Genomic DNA, 17,577 nt, shown 5'->3' with positions numbered 1-17,577 from the left:
AACCTCCTCGAATAGGGTGTTTTTAAACTATAAATCTCTGTAGCTTTAATTACTTGCAATACAGGAAATTAGTAATCCGAAACTAATATGATAGTCCTCTTTAAAACCCAAACTTAAAAAAACATGAAAAATTATGCAATCCTTTTCACCTTGTTGATTCTAATAAGCTGCTCAGAAAACAAGTCTACATCTGAAAGCGATCTGGATTTTTTGTTGACCCAAGATACGGTTATAATTGATCCAAAAGGCAGCATCATAAACCTGAAATATGGGCTTACCCGTCCCGAGCTTTCCAATGATGGTAAATATCTATATCACTATACTCATGGAGAAGCTAAGTTCGATAAAATCAATCTGGAAAATTTGGAGTTGGAGGAGACGCTGCAGTTTGAAAAAGAAGGACCCAATGGAATGGGATCCTACATTGGAAGCTATGCGCTGACGTCATTAGACCAATTAATGATCTGGTCCTATGGACTAGATGCTGTTTTTGACCAAAAAGGAACCAAAATACGGGACTTAAAACTGACCCACATTGCCCAAGAACTCAAGGGGCCGGAGGCATTTCCCTTTCGCCTGATGGAGCATCCCAGTGACCCGAATACAATTTTTGGCTTATATGTTAAAAATCCTGAAAACCAGTTTATTATAGCCAAGTTTGATCTGGAAAACGAAACCTACGAAAAAATTTCACTGCCTGAAACGGAGAAACTCAATAACTACAGGATGGAAATAGAACAAGGTGGTAGGCCCGCTGGAGCTTTTAGCCCGGTGCCCATGGCGACTAAAATCCGGGATAATAAAATCGTATTGACCAACGGTGCTTACAATGAAGGGTATGTCTACGATATATCGTTGGATTCGCTCTACCTGATATCCTGGGACAGTAAGCTCACGGGTAACCAAAATGAATACAAACTCCCAAAAACCGTAGAGCTGGAGCAAGCGGGAGAACACAGAAGGAAATTCTACGAATCTATCAATTTCCTTGACCCCCAATGGGACCCTATTTCGGAGCGATACGTTCGACTTTCATTTAAAACCAAATTTTCCGCCGATTTGAATGAGTATGGGGATGCCGAAGAGATTGGTGCAGAAGTTTTCCTGACTGTTTTGGACAAGGACTTGAATATTATCAAAGAGACCTTCCTCGAAAATTATCAGAAAAACCCCCGCTCCCACTTCTTTCTTGACAGCAAAGTTTGGTTGTATGAAAATATAAATGATGAGTTGGGGTTTGTGAGAATTGCCGTAGATTAAAAGGCACGTCTAAAAATATGGGTGTGGGCAATTGCAAATGGCCTGTCGAAGATTGCGTTTCCTTAAGTAATTTCAGGTAGAAAGGTTTAGTGGATACAGGTACTGAGTTCATATCTCCCATACCATCTTTTTCACAGTATCTGATGGTGTCAGGATAGTAAGGATCATTGGTAAACGGAAATTCATATAACTATTTTTTTCTTGAACCCCAATAATAGGGAATAATCCAAGGCAACGAATATGCCAGATAAAGCGTGCTTTTCAAAGACATGATTCGAAAGCAATTGAAAATTAAAAATTTCGGAGTTTTTTTAATTAAACTAATTTTTTAATTATATTTGATCAAGTTTGCTACTAAAAATAATTTAGCGTTCCCGCTTTTTCAAAATAATACATATTGGCCAAAATAAATCCGAAAAAAATGAAAACTTATGCGTTAGTATTTTGCTCGCTCTTCATTTTCGCCTGCTCAGAGAATAAATCCCATGGCGATTCGAGATTTTTATTGACCCAGGATACCGTAGTGGTTGATCCAAAAGGCAGCATCATTGACCTTCGATATGGGCTAAATTATCCAGAACTTTCCAATGATGGTAAAACGCTTTATCACTACACCTTTGGAGAAGCGAAGTTCGATAAAATTAATCTGGATAATTTACAATTGGAGGAAACGCTTCAGTTTGAAAAGGAAGGCCCCAATGGAATGGGGAGACAAATAAGGGGATATGGGTTGACTTCTTCGGATCAAATCATGATCTGGTCCCATGGAATCAACGCCCTTTTTGACCAAAGTGGTAAAAAAATCCGGGATTTAAATTTGAATAAAATAGCTCCGGAATTTGACGCTTCCCGGGCAATTCCCATCCGCCTGATCGAGCATCCAGATGACCCGAATACGATTTTTGGTCTATATGCTACCCTAACAGATTATCGATATGTACTTGTAAAGTATGATCTGGACAAAGAGTCCCATGAGAAAATTCCCCTGCCCGAAACAGAGAAACTTAAAGAATACCGGATGGAAGTCTTTCATGGCGAAATACCAGCGGGAGTCTTCAGTCCAAGCCCCTCCTTAACCCAATTCCAAGATAAAATACTGTTGACCAACGATGCCTATAATGAAGTTTATGTCTATGATATTCCGTTGGATTCCCTCTACCTGATTTCATGGAACAGTGAGTTGACGGAAAATCAAAATCAATATAAACTCCCAAAAACAACCACTCCTGATCAGGCGGCTGGGGAAATAGGGAAATATAAAGAATCCATTAATTTCATGGCTCCTAAGTGGGATCCTGATACGCAGCGTTTTATACGGCTTTCCTATAAGACATTATATGGGGAAGATCAAACAGAGCGTGGAGAACCTATAGCAACGGGAGCGGATGTTTTCCTAACTGTTTTGGACAAGGACCTAAATATCGTGAAAGAAACCTTTCTGGACCGATATAACAAAACACCTCCGCCACACTTTTTTAAAGACAACAAAATCTGGTTGTATGAAAATATAGATGATGAAATGGGGTTTGTGAGGATTACGGTAGACTGAGAGAAGTGTCTAGAAAAATTGTACTGGGCCATTGCAAATGGACTAATGGAAAACGTTCTTACTCGTCAGGTAGAGGATCAAGATACTGTGTTCACAACTCTACCAAATAGTTTTATTAAATTTCTATGTGGACTCCTATGTTCCTATGTGTTAAAAAAATCCTTTCGGGATGTACATCAAAAGACCTTCGGGGTTTGGGAAAACCCCAAAGGTCAGATGCCGCAAACCTGACCTTTTAAAAAGCTCTATGTGAACTACTGTGAACTATGTGGTTAAGAGCATTACAAGGAGATAGTTAAAAGACCTTCGGGGTTTGGAAAAACCCCAAAGGTCAGACGCCGCAAACCCAACCTCGATAAAACCTCTATCTGAACTATGTTTCTATGTGGTTAAAATTCTTATCGCAATGTGCTTTAAAAGACCTTCGGGGTTTGGGAAAACCCCAAAGGTCGAGGATCTCCTCAAAGCCCATATTTCGCCGAAGGCATATATCAATGTATATCGGGTAGCATATATCATTTCAATAAGGCGTCAACTCACTCCTTTTCAATACCAAAGTATAAAGCACTTCCCCATCCTCACGTATCAACCGAAACGTCACCTCGGGATCGTTTAACTGGGTGTCAAAAGAAAATTCTCCAAAGGCATAGGTATTGTCAAATCCAAATAACTGCGTTTCCCACTCCGGATTGGTAGCAGCGGGTCCATGGCGGCCTCCTAAGCTGGCAGGTTCGAATTCGTAAAACGAATACCCCGATTCCCTTGGAATGGTAAATCCACGGGCACCATGCCGATCGCCGGAAATCAGCAACACGCCGGGAATCCGGTGCTTCTCGATCAATTGAAAGATTTTCTCCCTTCCCTCCGGGTCCCAAACACCCCAGGAATCCTTGCCACCGGAAACATAATCGCTCCACATGGTCCCACAAGAAAGGATAATAAACTGGCCTTTGGCTTCCAGCAACTGCTGTTCCAGCCAGTCCATCTGGCCTTCTCCGAGAAATGCTCCGGTTTCTTTATCCCGAAAAAAGCGGTTGTCCAGCATAATCACATCAACTGGACCTATGCTGGTTTTGAAATAGACGCCTTCCTGATTGTCTGAGTCTCCGAAAGCTGGATTTGCCCAAGATCGGGTAAACACCTCCCGAATACCCGTCCTATCTGCTGCCGTAAAGCCCTCTGGAATTCCAGAAAGGTCATCATCCATATAATCGTGGTCATCCCATGTGGCGTAAACAGGAATTTGCGAACTCAACTCCCGCCAAGCGGGAAACAGGTCCCGCATCAGGTAATCAAATCGGTGCATCCCAAGCTGATCTCTTCTGTCCTGCACAGCAATATCGCCGCCCAACAGCATGGCATTGGGTTTCCGGTTTAAAACCTGTTTTACCTGCTCCCTATTCCCCAATCCCCAACGGTGAAAACAGGTACCGAAAGCAATTCGAAGCGGATCCTCTTCAGGAAGTGTTTTCAAAACAAGGGGTGAGTCACCGGACCATGTTTCACCATCCACCATGATTTTAACAGGATAGGAATTGCCAGGTTCCAGTCCGTGTATTTTTACTACTGCACTGAGGTCCGTCTGCGCATTCGTTTCCACAGGTCCGAACAATCTGACTGTACCATGATCCTCTATGGCAGCGACTACCATGGCAGGCTTGGCCGTTCGTATCCATAGATCGGCACCTTCTTGCGTGACATGACCCCATACTGGACCACCCAAAAGCAGTATCTCCTCCCCTTCTAACCAATCAATATAGTCTTGATCAAATACCAACTTATCGAAACCTGCTTCCTTTTCAGACGAAAAAACGGAATAGGCGATCTCTGCAAGTCTACTTTCCCGGCTTAAATCAAGGGTATCTGCCCATTGATGTAGCATATACAAGCTGGATTCCAGCGACCGGTTTTTACTCAACTGCTGATGGGTACGGTCACCCACGAGTTGGGCAATGGATGGGATGGATAAAAGTAGGAAATGGATCAAAAATAAAACTCTCATATACTTACCAATTCATTTCGATGCCCAAGGATTTTGGATCAATATCCCATTTGGAAAAGAGAAATTTAGCCATCCTTAGGTCATAATTATTGCTTTTGAATTCTCCGACCCGCTTGACCATATCGACCACAGCTTGGCGCATTTCAGGCCTATTTTCATCCACATTATCCACTACATTGAGCGCATGGCCCCGGGCAAAGGGATTATCGGAATTCAATGCCCGTAAAAGGGTTTCTTTCCCAATTTCCTTTTCCCCCAATACATACAGCGATTCAGCGGCTACGATGGCCCCATTATGCGACTGATTTGAAGCTAGTGCCTTAAGTTTGTCCATAGCCGGCCGGGCATTTTCACCCAGAATCAAAAGCCCGGTCGCCCCCCAATAGGTAAGCGTGGGATTATCGGATTCCAGTATGTCCGCAAGCTTTTGGGGATCGGGATTTGGGTTGGTCGCATATTCGGCGGCATCCACCAACTGCGTCAAATCCACATTACCGGAACGCATATAGTCGTATGGCGTGGTATTTTCGGTGAGATCTACCAAGGTTGCCTCCGGGATAAATCCCGCATCTTGAATATCTAGAATCCAGCTTCGGTTTGCGGCACGCATACGCTCTAATACTTCCCTGTATGCTGGGTCGGCGGCCAAGTTATTCACTTCCCAGGGATCGTTTTCTGTATCGTACAGTTCTTCAACTGGTTTGATGTTCCAAAAAATCGATTGTACGGCATTGCACTCCCCGGCCGTATAAGCAGCCTCCCAAGATCGAATGGATGGGGCTCTCCAGAGGTAATCGATATATTGACCATAGATCCGGTAGGGCATATAATTTTTGATATAACGGTATTTTTGGTTCCTGACCGCCCTACTCATATCATACCGCTCGTCCATTCTTCCCCGAAACATATAGGCGTATTCCGGATCTTCCGATTTCTGCGGTCCCAAAAAAGCATTCCCCTGAAGGTAATCCGGAACATCGATGCCGATGATGCTTAACAGCGTAGGAACCAAATCCACAAAACCAATCAAACGGTCCACGGTAGATCCCGGAGCTTCTGCCGGATAGAGGTGTTTGTATTTTTCGGGAATGTGGACGATAAACGGAACCCTCGTGCCAGACTCATAAACAAAACGCTTGCTGCGGGCTAATACGCCCCCATGATCTCCATAGTAAAAGATAATGGTGTTTTCCTTTTCGCCACTTTCCTCCAGTTCCTTTAAAATGCCTCCCATCCAGGTATCCATATCCTCAATCTTGTCATAATACTGCGCCCAGTCGTGCCGCATATCCGGCGTGTCCGGATGATAAGGAGGCAGCGTGACATCCTCCGGTCTATGCCTCAGGTCCTCTAGCGGCGTCCGGGTATGGAGGGAGCTTTCATGGGAAACGGTGGAATTGAATATTGCGAAAAATGGTTTGCCTTCAGGCCTGTTTTTATAGTGCGCATCTTTCCCCAAATCATCCCATGTATTTTGAGTCAGTTCAGGATTGATGTTAAAATCTTCCTTTTGGCTGTTTGTGCAATAGTAGCCCGCTTCACGAAGATATTCGGGATATAACTTTACAGATGCTGATTTATCGTAGTAACTCCGCATATGCTCGTGTCCTCCGGAGTTGGCATAGACTCCTGTAATAATAGTATTTCTAGCAGGAGCGCAGACAGGGGCATTGGCATAAGCGTGCGTGTACAGAAAACCCTCTGCGGCCAATTTGTCCATGTTCGGTGTAGTCGCAAAATCATCCCCATAGCATCCTGCAAAAGGGCTGTTATCTTCACTGGTAATCCAAACGATATTAGGGAGCGGCAGATCAGTACTTGGATCTTTAGGTGGGGAGCAAAAGCAAAATAAAAAAGACACAAACAATAAAGAACCGATTCTCATATCTTGGGTTTTTGAATTGATGGGAATTAGGCGGGAAATATACAAAAAAAATGGTTGGGTGGCGGTTTAGGGATTACCATTTAAACAATATAAGCTATTATTTTAGAGGAAGTCGATTGAAGTAATCCTCTGAGAAAAATTATTTTATAACCATATGAGACATATAAGGGTATATGAGGGGGTACGATGATCTCCACTCCGTAACTGTCTCACCCCTTCCCTCTCCTCTAGGAGAGGGCGATCGATTCCGTCAATCAGGATATTTATTCCATCGACACATAAGTTTAAGCCTTAATTCAAGAAGAATGATTGATTTCACTGCCGTTATTTTCAAACTACATAGGAAACCTGTTCTCCCGCTTTAGTCACCTGGTTATAAATCCAATTCAGCCTACCCATTTACGGCAAAACCGTCACTGGTTAGTGATTTATCACAAAAAAGAATTCAGCCTCCCGACCGCCTCACCCCTCCCTCTCCTTGAGAAGAGGGCGATTGATTACGTCAATCATGATTTTTATTCTTTCGAAACATAAGTTTAAGCGCCATCTAAGTTAGGTACCCAATGAAATCAATTCACCCAAAAAATCCACACAAATCCGCGTTCCAATTCTTTATCAAAAGGCACCAACTACAAGGTTCCGGTTTTGGCGGAAAAGCATAGCTTTTCCAATGTTTTTCGCTGCCAAAAGATGACGATACACTGTTTCCAATCCAGGGGTTCCTCTACCGCTACACCCCTGGTTATTGAGGAGTTGAACCCTTTTCGGGTTCGATAAAAACGATTTTATATATATCCAAATATCCAATAGTATCCAATATCTATAAAAATCAAAATTTGTTGAGATTCTCGCTTCGCTCCGATTTTCAACATATTTCCACTATATTTCAGCCGTAGGCATATTTCTACTATATTTCACCTTTTCAATATCAATTAGTATCCAATATCAATTAATATCTTCTTCCTATCTGGGCCGATAGGCCATACCCTGAACCGCAAGGGTCTCCGCTTTGCTCCGATTTCCACCATATTTCAGCAGTAAAAAATATTTCAATTATATTTCGGCCGTAGGCCATATTTCTACCGTATTTCAATATCTCAATATTCAATATCCACCAATATCACATTTCAATATTTCGCCATAGGCATATTTATATTTCGGCCGTAGGCCATATTTCTACTTTATTTCTACTTTATTTCTAATATCCATCAATATCCAATATCAACAAATATCAAATAAAAAAATCCCCTCCAACCCTCAACCAAACAACAGCCAAACGATCAAAGGGGATTTCCAAAAATTTCCTATCTCAAATTCGGGTTATTCAAGGTTTCCGTAAGTGGCAAGGGGAAGAAATAATCTTCCTTGCTAATCGAACCAATAGGTTTCAAATCCCATTCATGTTTGTCTTGATTGGCTTCTTCCACCATTTCCAGCCTGACCAAATCAAACCAACGTGTCCTTTCCGCCGCAAATTCCCAAGATCGCTCGTCAATTACGGCCTCAATAAATGCATCTGTTGACAAGTTTTCCAGATTCGCCAATCCCGCACGCGACCTGATTTGGTTTATCGCTGCATAGGCATCTGCCGGAGGTGATCCCTGCGCCCTGGCACTCGCCTCTGCATATATGGTCAGCACATGTGCATACCGCAACATCACCAAGGGCAAGGAAGAAAACCACCTCTTCACATCATTTGCCTGATAATACTTGTTGTAATACGGATGACGTGTCTGAATTTCCTGCCAAGTCAGCACCCGGCCATCGGATAGGGTAAACTCCGTTCTAAAGGTCATGTCCTTGCGTGGCCCTTCGGGAAAATTGTTGAAGAAATTAATTTCCGCAAAGAAATCGTCCCAACCTGATTCCTCACCGGGCATGGAAGCAAATCCATAATGCGCATTCATGGTCTGTCCAACACCGTCAAACGCATACAGGGCGAAAACTTCCTCGGGCAAGTTCATTGCGGTTTGGTCATTTGCCCAAAGCTCCTCGTAGCTATCCATCAACTCAAATCCATACGCTCCGGCATTGTCAATCACTTCCTTGGCTTTGGCTGCGGCCAGCGGGTATTTGGACGCATCATTGATCGGCCAGCCACCCATAGTCAAATACACATCGGCCAAAAACGCAGACGCCGATCCTTTATTGGGTCTGCCTGGGTTCCGCTTGGTGTTTGGTAACCTCAACTCAGCCTGCTCAAAATCACTGATGATCAACGCATAGATTTCCGATCCCGGGTTGCTACTTACTGTTAACAAATCTTCCGAAAACGTCGGCGTGGTTATGAGGGGAATACTCCCGTACAACCGAACGAGCCAATAGTAAGAGAATGCCCGAAGGAAATAAGCTTCTCCGACAATCTGAGTGATCATCGCTTCTGAACCAACGGTATTTTCGTAATTTTCGATGATATTATTGGCTCCCTGAATCGCTTTGTAGCAGCCAGTAAACATTTGCCCTGTACGGGAGTTTCCGGGAGACACGGCAAACTGGTCAAATTCCCGAAATTCTTGTTTGTTACTTGCCGGATGGGTTGTAATATCATCACCTCCCATGGTTCCTCCCATGGCTGTGGCATGGAAAAAACCCATACTCCAAGTCCATCCCAATCCTTTATATGCTCCTGTCAGCGCAGCATCAAGCCCTTCCACTGAACTTAAGGCTCCAGCACCCACCAACTGCCCCTGCAAATCTTCCTCCAGAAAACCACTGCAACCTACTCCTAAAAGGAGTGCGGAGGAAATACTTAGTGATAACATGATTGATCGTATATTTTTCATGGCTATAGTCTTTTAGAAGGTTAAATTAATTCCTGTAGAAATGATCCTTGCATTGGGATAAGCCCCGTAATCAACACCCAATGCGGTATCTGCACCCGCTACGGAACTTGATTCCGGATCAATTCCTGAGTAATTTGTAAAGGTCAACAGGTTGATTCCGCTTACAAATACCCGGATATTAGCTACATTTCTTAACAGCACGGTTGGAACATCATAACTTAAACTGACGTTTTTCAGTCTCAAGAAATCGCCGCTTTCCAAAAAGCGGGTAGATTGGGTGAAATTTAAATTTGTCAAGCTGAATGCGGGAATGTCTGATGTTTCATTTACACCGGGAATGTACCTGTTTTGGATTTCGGTAAGTACTGGCTGTCTGGCATCCGCACTTCCGGAAATTGCCGCCGCACGTGTATAGTGCAACTTATCAAACCCAAACACACCCTGGAAAAACACGTTTAGGGTAAAGGCTTTGTATTGAAAGGTATTGTTCCAACCTAGGCTGGTAATAGGAATTCCTACACCGATGACTTGAAAATCGTTGGAGGTGATAGCTCCATCATTATTCAGATCCTCATACCTGGAATCACCGGGAACTGCGCCAAAAGCTTGGGCTTGACTTTCCTCACCTGGCTTCCAAGTAGCCAAGTAATTCAACCCCCAATATGAGCCCAGCGGGCTTCCAGGTTTTACCACATATTCTGACTGCGTGGACATTCCGGCACCCACATTGGTATTGGTGAATATTCGATCAGCAATCCCGCCCAGACTTTGCACTTCATTTCTTACGTCAGAAATATTGAAGGAACTGGTCCAGTTCAGATCCCGGTTTCTCAGCACGTTGGCCGTAAGGGTTAGCTCCCAGCCACGGTTTTGTACTTTACCCAAATTTCTAGTAATAGAGCCTGATCCAACATATCCGGGAAGTTGTTGGTTAATCAACAAGTCTCGGGTGTTTTTGACGAACACATCACCTTCCAGATACAATGCACCGTCCAAAAATTCCATTTCAACTCCAATATTACTTTGCTCAGTAGTTTCCCACCTTAAGTTGGGATTGCCCGGATTTCCCAGCATTATTCCACTCGCCACATTATTTCCGGTGAAAGACACCAATGGATCAGTTCTATATGTAGACTGGGTGGCGTAGGGATTTATCGCCTGACTTCCGGTAATGCCCCAACTACCTCTAAGCTTGAAAAGGCTTAAAGTGGTTTGGTTTTTCATAAAATCCTCGTCAGATATGTTCCACCCGGCGGCAACGGAAGGGAATACACTCCATCGGTTTGCCTCTTGGAATTTGGATGAACCGTCCCGTCTCAAAGCCACCGTCAAGAGGTATTTATCCCTGAATGAATAGTTTGCCCTACCAAGGAACGACATCAAGGTCCATTTTTGATAGGCGGAATTCAGATTAAAAGATCCCGCAAGTCCCATATTGTAAAAACTAAGGGAGGGATCTTTCAATTGATTGGCAGTAGCTGAAAAACTGTTGTTGGTAAACTCTTGCGTTTCAAATACACCAACCAAATCCAAAAAGTGCCCGTCTCCTACCGTCTTTGTATATGAAAGAGCGGCCGTGCTTTGCAGCGTAATTTGTTCGCTGGAAGATCGGGTAGCCCGGGGATTTCTATTGGTTACAAAAGTGCCGTAAAAGTATTTATTCTGCTGATTGAAATAGTTTATAGCATACTGAACATCAAGCGACAAACCCTCAGTGATTTCGTATGTCATTCCCGCAAGGACATTTCCCGTAGTACGCTCTTCGATAAGTTCTCTATCGTAAAGCAAAGCCACCGGATTCTCTTTCACAGATCCAACCGGATCATTCATGGTATACTCACCGGCTGAATTGAATATAGGTGTAGTGGGTGCCCATGCCAAGGCCTGTACCAGCGGACTTGCCGTTCCGAATCCTATCGTCGAAGTATTCTTGTTTCGTCCTCTCGATCCAAACATATTCACCCGAAATGAAAATTTATCGTTTACCTGGGTAAAAATATTTGCACGTAACACCTGCCGCTTAAATCCTGAATTTTCGATTATACCATCCTGATCCAGGATGTTTCCGGATACCATAAATGTAGTTTTTTCACTACCTCCCGATACGCTAATCTGGTGTTCCTGGCCTCCAGAGCGACGGAAAATCTCGTCCTGCCAATCGGTGCCCCCATTCTGGCGGAATCCTTGGATTTGTTGGTCCGTATATAGCGGCAACAGACCAGTAGCATCGCTTCGCTCATTGGCCACCTCAGCAAATGTTGCGGCATCCATGGTGTTGTATCTCTTCAAAACCTCAGATGAAGTGAATTGGTTATTGTAATTCACTTTGATGTCACCGGCCTTTCCCCGCTTGGTAGTGATGATAATGACGCCGTTTGCTCCCCTACTGCCATAAATTGCCGTGGAAGACGCATCTTTCAATACCTGAAGGCTTTCTATATCATTGGGATTGACCGTAGAGAAATCTGCTCCTACATATCCGTCGATCACATACAGTGGATCATTACTACCGGTAATGGAATTTGCACCCCGGATCCGGATTCGCACCTCTCCTCCTGGAGCACCGCCACTGTTGGTTACCTGAACCCCGGCGGCCCTTCCCTGTAACACTTGATCTAAACGAGTTACAGGCTGGTTTTCAAATTCCTTGGTGCTGATTGAGGATATAGAACCTGTCAATTTGCTCTTTGCCTGAGAACCATATCCTACGACTACCACTTCTTCCAGTGAAGATGCATCCATGGCCAAGCGAACATTCAATACCCTTTGGGAACCCACTATTATTCGTTGAGTTTCATAGCCTATGTAAGAAAAAACCAAGGTAGCACCTTCGTTCACATTGAGAGAAAATTCCCCATCAATATCGGTGACTGTTCCTAAAGAAGACCCCAGAACCGAAATGGTTGCTCCGGGCAGGGGTGCACCCGATTCATCGGAAACAGTGCCGGTGACTTCAACAAATTCATCTACAATAACCTGACTGGATGAATTCCTCGTGGATTTTTTTACATAAATCGTATAATCCACCTGTCTAAAATTCAAATTGGATTGAAACCCAATTTCCTGAAGCAGGTTATAAAGATTCTTGCCGTCACTGCTGATGCTAATGGGCGGCAGACCGTTAAGTTCCCGTGTGGCAAACACAAAATTAAATCCTGTGTTGGCTTCAATTTGATTGAAAGCACTTTCCAGCGGAACTTCCATCAGCGAAAGATTGACGCTGACCTCTTCCATGTTTTTAGTTTGTGCAATACCGTCTTTGGCTACCAATAGGCTCATGGAAACGAACTGGACCATAAAGACAATAACGAATAATTTAGTCATGCGGATTACATGCTTTAGTAAGTTATTTTTCATAATATTGAAGGGTTTATTTTGACGTTTTCTGAATTGTTTGAATAAACACGACCTGGATAAGATGGCAGTCTATAAGCCAGGGTTCAATTTCAGCCGCAGGTAGTAATACCTGCGGTTTTTTTTCATAGGCAGTTAGTTTTTAAAGGTTAGCGTTACGTTATCTTGATTTATTTCAAAGTCAAACCTGCCGGTATAACTCATCCCCCGGAGCACATTTTCAAGGGTCTGATCATGAAATTTTCCGGATATCTTAAGGTTGGTGGCCGGTCCCTTAGGATAGGAAATCTGGACTCCGTACCAATTTTCCAACACCCGGATTACTTCAAGCATGGGGGTTTTTTCAAATCTGATGGTTTTTCGTGTCCATGCAAGTACGATCTCCGGGTCAAAGGACTTCGAATCTCCATCAGTTCCGGCGTAATATGCAAAACCGGGAAGTAAAGTTGTTGAACCTCCATCCCCTACCTCACTTTCCACAGCTACTTTTCCTGAAATTAAAGCGACCATCGTTTCTTCTTTATTAATTGCTTTGATCAGAAATGATGTGCCTAACGCTCTGGTGACAAAACCGGAAGTTTTCACCACAAAAGGACGTAGACTATCTTTAGTGACTTCAAAGAAAGCTTCACCTGTCAAAAACAGCTCCCGACGATCCTTCTCAAAATTAGAGATATAGCGAAGGGTAGAACCTGAATTCAGCAATACTTTTGACCCGTCATGCAGGGTCAGGCCTACTTTAACTCCTGGACGGGCAATGTGTTCCTCATATGTGTCATCCACCTCAGTCACCGGAGTCGCTTCATACCCCTTCCACTGTAGCAGGGTAGCAATGGAAAAGACAACAACTAGAATTAACAGCCAAAAGAATTGAACAGGAAACCTAGTCCTCGATTTTGCGTGAAATTCCCTGTCTTTCAAAGTACCAAGGGAATGAATGGGAACCGTCTTTCGCTGCCCAGGACCTGAATCCGTCTGTTCGATGGCATTGGATATGTTCCGCCAACGCATTTTTAATACATCCTCACTGACTTCAAATCTTTCACGGGCCAGAGATAAGACAAGCAACCGTGCATCCTGAAGCGCCTTCCATTTTGACGGATTTTTCTCCAAATACTCCCCCCAATAAATATTAGTCGTTTCATCCGGAGATAACACCCATTTTCTGAAATCAGGATCCAACACAAAATCCGCTACCGTATAATTTAATTTACCCATGCTTTTTATTTCATCCCTTTAGAGGAAGAAATAGAAAATAGTTATCCTTCATTTGGGATTTATTTTAAAAAAAAACTTGAATTTTTGTTGTGAGAAGTAATTTACAATTCAAAAAACACTTTTGCGTAGACTGGTGATCGCTTTCCAAGCCAGGGTATAAACTGATCTTAAGTTGATTCCCATGATTTTAGAAACTTGCTCGTACGACACTTCTTCAAAAAATAAATAGTGGATTACCTCCTTTTGCCTGATCGGCAAGCTTCCTAGAGCCGTTGCCAATTGATGCGTTAAAATCTCATGCTGCTGCTTGTCTATTAGCTGCTTTTCCACTGATTCCGAACAAGCATAGCGTTTTAGGTTTTCATGGAGAGGGATACTTTTACGTTGTTTGCTTTTTTTTATTTCCTTGAAAATTTTATGATTTAATGCCCGAAATAAGTAGAGATGCACATGATCCACCTTGGGTAGATTTTTGTGGTATTTCCAAAGATCGATAAATACTTCCTGCAAACAATCGGCTACAAATTCCTCATCCTTAACCACACTCATTCCCATTTGGAAAAGTCTCCGGTAAAGTAAAAAATATATACCTTCCAGTCCATCCTGCTTTCCATTTCTCAAGGAATCCCAAAAACTGTCAATGGTTTTTGACGCAATAGAAGATTTCGTATTATTCAAGCTAGCTAGTGGGTTTATTTGTATCTACCAAACTTAATCAAAATCCACTTCTTTTACCTAATTTTGTGATATTAAATTTATTACTTTTCCACTACTTTGTGCCCTTAGTGTGATAAGCAAAAAAGAGGACCCCTGAGGACACCATCATACCCAAAGAACAAAGAGGTTTGATAACTAATTTGTGCCTTCTGCTGCTCCACAAGGCGTGTGTGTGCGATTATCATTCACTATAAACCAATAGGGAACACGGATGAAGCGGATTTTTTTTGTGTTGAATTAAATCTCGGTGTCAATAAAAACAATCAGCGGAAATCAGCGCAATCCCGAAAACACTGGACAAGTTCTGCGGGCCTTACTTTTTAGAAGTAAAATAGAACATGAAGATTCTCAATAACCAAAATGTATTTTAAATTCACCCTTGCGTCCTCTGCGCCTGCTTTGCGCCCTGTGCGGTAATAAAAAAAACCGCTATCGGGAGCTTTAAAAAGTCTCCCAATAACGGTTTTGTTGGTTAGGTTTGCTTAAAATTAGTGTTTCAAGTTAAAATCCGTTGACAGCCCCAATAATTAGGCTAATAGCCAAAAGAGCTAAAAACAAGTAAAATATTATTTTAGCCAATGAAGCGAGGCCTGATGCCAGGGTGGTAAATCCCAACACCCCCGCAATCAATGCAACAACAAGAAAGACAATAATCCACGTAATCATAGTAGTAATAGTTTGATGAATGATATTTTGAAAATTACAAATACCATTCCAAACTCATTCCTTATCTGTTAAATAGTTGATTTTTAACAGTATACTAAAATTGCTCCAAGATTTTTATCCGCTTGTCGATGGGAGGATGGGTAGCAAATAACCCGGTAATTGCCGACATCATCCCCGAGGACTTATCCGGTCGGTTTTCAATAAAGAGTTCGGCAACATCATCGCTTTTCACGTTTTGCACCTGGTAATTGCCGGAAATTTTCCTCAAAGCTGAGGCTAAGGCCCATGGCTTTTTGGTCATTTCCGCAGCACCACTGTCGGCCATAAATTCGCGCTTTCTCGAAATGGCAAAACGAAAAATCATACTGAGCAAAAATGCCACAAAGGCAATCACCATGGCAATTAACATGGCTCGGTTGTCACTTTTTTCCCTTCGTCTTCCCGCCCCAAACAGCATGTTTCGGAAAAGAATTTGTGCCACAAATGAAAAGATCCCCACAAAAATAATGGTAATAATCAACAACCGTACATCCTTGTTTCGGATATGCATAAGTTCATGTGCAATTACACCTTCCAGCTCATCGTCATCGAGTTTTTCAATGATTCCCCTGGTTAGAGTAACCGTGTACGATCTCTCATTAATGCCGCTTGCAAAGGCATTCAATGCCGGATCTTCGATAATATTGACTTTCGGCATGCGCATTCCTTTGCTCATGCACAGGTTTTCCACCAAATTGTACACCCGCATATTCTCTTTCCTTTCCAATGTCCTCGAGCCAGCAGCACGGTTTATCATCCTGTTGTGGAAAAAAAAGGCAATTCCAAACCAGATGCCTACTGCGATCAGTACACCCGGTATGACCTGGACGAAAGTCTCATTGATAGGTTCAGTTTCCATACGTACCTCGGCAGGGGAGGTAAAGTATAGAAATGCATAAACCGCCGCTAAAACCAACACCGGAAAACCCAACAACAGCAGAACAGACTTGAAATTATTTCTTTTGATTTGGGTGTGAATACCTACATAACTGCTCATATCAAATTAAAATTTGATATCCGGAGCCTTGTCCAAACGCTCTCTTTCCGTAGTTCCCACGTCAAACATGGCTGCAGTGTGAAACCCAAACATGCCTGCGATAAGGTTTGAAGGGAAGCTTTGAACTGCCACGTTCAATTCTTTTGTAGCTGAGTTAAAAAACCGGCGGACGGAGGCAAGCTTATTTTCCACGTCCGAAATTTCTTCCTGCAGATGCAAAAAATTGGTATTGGCTTTTAGGTCCGGATAAGCTTCCACCTGAATTTGTAGTCCCTGCAAGGCTGACCCAAGTTCCTGTTCGGCTGCGATTTTTCCGTCTATACTTGTGGCTCCCATGGCTCTGGAACGAGCCTCAGTTACGCGTGTGAGAACTCCTGCCTCATGTTCCATATATCCTTTGACCGCACTGACCAACTGAGGGATTAGGTCATGCCGCTGTTTTAACTGGACATCAATATCCGCAAAGGCATTTTCCCGGTTGTTTTTCAACGCGACCAGCTTGTTGTAGAGGGATACTACAAAAATAACTAATACGACAGCAACTATAATTACAATCCAAAGCGTGCTCATAGGGTCAATTTTTTGTTTAGAAAATAAAATTAGACAATTACGCCCAATTCTCTACCCTATACGGTACTTAAATTATTTCTTTTGTCCTTATATTTATGAAATATTAAAAACTATCCCATGAAAAAGTACGCTGGCCCCATAGTTATCGGTTTGGTTGTCATCCTGTCCATCGTCATTTGGTGGAGATATTATTTCGTTTTTGCCGAAGGGGTGAAAGCCGGCAATCTGAATTACTTCGAAAAAAAAGGCTTTGTGTTTAAAACATGGGAAGGACGATTAGTTCAGGACGGTTTTCAAAGCCCCAACCCTGGAGCCCTACAAAGTAATGAGTTTCGCTTCAGTGCCACCGGTGATTCTGTAGCCAATCTACTTGAGCGGTCAGGAGGTAGTTTTGTGGAGTTGCGGTACAAAGAATACCTTAACCCCCTACCATGGCGTGGTGCAAGCAAATATGTGGTAACAGAAGTGTTGGAGGTGTCAGGTTCTGGTAACAAAAGTTTGCCAATTCAATAGCAACTTGGAATTCCGCGAAAAAAA

Annotated in this window: 12 protein-coding genes; 3 read left to right on the top strand and 9 right to left on the bottom strand. The window is 43.0% G+C overall.

Annotation, left to right across the window (positions count from 1 at the left end; translation table 11 throughout):
* Nucleotides 1-123: 123 nt before the first annotated feature.
* On the top strand, nucleotides 124-1,260 hold the full coding sequence (locus FQ608_RS16610) for a DUF4221 family protein (protein ID WP_158859369.1): 1,137 nt from the start codon (nucleotides 124-126) through the stop codon (nucleotides 1,258-1,260).
* A gap of 421 nt (nucleotides 1,261-1,681) precedes the next feature.
* Nucleotides 1,682-2,809, top strand: coding sequence for a DUF4221 family protein (locus FQ608_RS16605; RefSeq protein ID WP_158859368.1), 1,128 nt, complete (start codon nucleotides 1,682-1,684; stop codon nucleotides 2,807-2,809).
* Nucleotides 2,810-3,329: 520 nt separating this feature from the next.
* On the opposite strand, the gene FQ608_RS16600 is transcribed toward FQ608_RS16605, so the two are convergent.
* The 9 genes from FQ608_RS16600 to FQ608_RS16560 all read right to left on the bottom strand — a co-directional run bounded on the left by FQ608_RS16600 (nucleotide 3,330) and on the right by FQ608_RS16560 (nucleotide 17,040).
* Nucleotides 3,330-4,811 carry an alkaline phosphatase D family protein gene (locus tag FQ608_RS16600; RefSeq protein ID WP_158859367.1) on the bottom strand — a complete coding sequence of 494 codons (1,482 nt, stop codon included), beginning with the start codon at nucleotides 4,809-4,811 and terminating at the stop codon, nucleotides 3,330-3,332.
* 4 nt (nucleotides 4,812-4,815) lie between these two features.
* Entirely contained in the window at nucleotides 4,816-6,696 is a 1,881-nt protein-coding gene (locus FQ608_RS16595) for a sulfatase family protein (protein WP_158859366.1), read from the bottom strand.
* A 1,304-nt stretch (nucleotides 6,697-8,000) separates the two neighbouring features.
* Nucleotides 8,001-9,479 (bottom strand): RagB/SusD family nutrient uptake outer membrane protein, encoded by a 1,479-nt coding sequence (locus FQ608_RS16590; RefSeq protein ID WP_158859365.1) that lies wholly within the window; start codon nucleotides 9,477-9,479, stop codon nucleotides 8,001-8,003.
* A 12-nt stretch (nucleotides 9,480-9,491) separates the two neighbouring features.
* Complete coding sequence (locus FQ608_RS16585; protein ID WP_158859364.1) at nucleotides 9,492-12,836, bottom strand: SusC/RagA family TonB-linked outer membrane protein; 3,345 nt, start codon at nucleotides 12,834-12,836, stop codon at nucleotides 9,492-9,494.
* Nucleotides 12,837-12,968: 132 nt separating this feature from the next.
* Nucleotides 12,969-14,051: a FecR family protein gene (locus FQ608_RS16580; RefSeq protein WP_158859363.1), complete on the bottom strand. Its 1,083-nt coding sequence runs from the start codon at nucleotides 14,049-14,051 to the stop codon at nucleotides 12,969-12,971.
* Between the two features lie 108 nt (nucleotides 14,052-14,159).
* Nucleotides 14,160-14,729: an RNA polymerase sigma factor gene (locus tag FQ608_RS16575; protein ID WP_234364239.1), complete on the bottom strand. Its 570-nt coding sequence runs from the start codon at nucleotides 14,727-14,729 to the stop codon at nucleotides 14,160-14,162.
* A gap of 540 nt (nucleotides 14,730-15,269) precedes the next feature.
* The gene (locus FQ608_RS16570) at nucleotides 15,270-15,434 is read right to left on the bottom strand and encodes a DUF1328 domain-containing protein (protein ID WP_158859362.1); all 165 of its coding nucleotides are present in this window, start codon (nucleotides 15,432-15,434) and stop codon (nucleotides 15,270-15,272) included.
* 94 nt (nucleotides 15,435-15,528) lie between these two features.
* Entirely contained in the window at nucleotides 15,529-16,470 is a 942-nt protein-coding gene (locus FQ608_RS16565) for a M48 family metallopeptidase (RefSeq protein WP_158859361.1), read from the bottom strand.
* Between the two features lie 6 nt (nucleotides 16,471-16,476).
* Entirely contained in the window at nucleotides 16,477-17,040 is a 564-nt protein-coding gene (locus FQ608_RS16560; RefSeq protein WP_158859360.1) for a LemA family protein, read from the bottom strand.
* Nucleotides 17,041-17,157: 117 nt separating this feature from the next.
* Here FQ608_RS16560 and FQ608_RS16555 point away from each other — a divergent pair, with 117 nt between their 5' ends.
* Nucleotides 17,158-17,553, top strand: a complete 396-nt coding sequence (locus FQ608_RS16555) for a hypothetical protein (RefSeq protein WP_158859359.1) — start codon at nucleotides 17,158-17,160, stop codon at nucleotides 17,551-17,553.
* Nucleotides 17,554-17,577 lie beyond the last annotated feature (24 nt).

It is taken from the genome of Lunatibacter salilacus, from assembly GCF_009797935.1.
GTDB classification, from domain to species: domain Bacteria; phylum Bacteroidota; class Bacteroidia; order Cytophagales; family Cyclobacteriaceae; genus Lunatibacter; species Lunatibacter salilacus.
The sequence above is the reverse complement of the archived record's forward strand: the minus strand, read 5'-3'. Positions and strand labels throughout refer to the sequence as shown.

Coding starts and splice junctions, on each gene's coding strand:
- FQ608_RS16560 (WP_158859360.1), bottom strand. CDS start 17,040: ATGAGCACGCTTTGGATTGTAATTATAGTTGCTGTCGTATTAGTTATT.
- FQ608_RS16555 (WP_158859359.1), top strand. CDS start 17,158: ATGAAAAAGTACGCTGGCCCCATAGTTATCGGTTTGGTTGTCATCCTG.
- FQ608_RS16600 (WP_158859367.1), bottom strand. CDS start 4,811: ATGAGAGTTTTATTTTTGATCCATTTCCTACTTTTATCCATCCCATCC.
- FQ608_RS16605 (WP_158859368.1), top strand. CDS start 1,682: ATGAAAACTTATGCGTTAGTATTTTGCTCGCTCTTCATTTTCGCCTGC.
- FQ608_RS16595 (WP_158859366.1), bottom strand. CDS start 6,696: ATGAGAATCGGTTCTTTATTGTTTGTGTCTTTTTTATTTTGCTTTTGC.
- FQ608_RS16565 (WP_158859361.1), bottom strand. CDS start 16,470: ATGAGCAGTTATGTAGGTATTCACACCCAAATCAAAAGAAATAATTTC.
- FQ608_RS16585 (WP_158859364.1), bottom strand. CDS start 12,836: ATGAAAAATAACTTACTAAAGCATGTAATCCGCATGACTAAATTATTC.
- FQ608_RS16590 (WP_158859365.1), bottom strand. CDS start 9,479: ATGAAAAATATACGATCAATCATGTTATCACTAAGTATTTCCTCCGCA.
- FQ608_RS16570 (WP_158859362.1), bottom strand. CDS start 15,434: ATGATTACGTGGATTATTGTCTTTCTTGTTGTTGCATTGATTGCGGGG.
- FQ608_RS16580 (WP_158859363.1), bottom strand. CDS start 14,051: ATGGGTAAATTAAATTATACGGTAGCGGATTTTGTGTTGGATCCTGAT.
- FQ608_RS16610 (WP_158859369.1), top strand. CDS start 124: ATGAAAAATTATGCAATCCTTTTCACCTTGTTGATTCTAATAAGCTGC.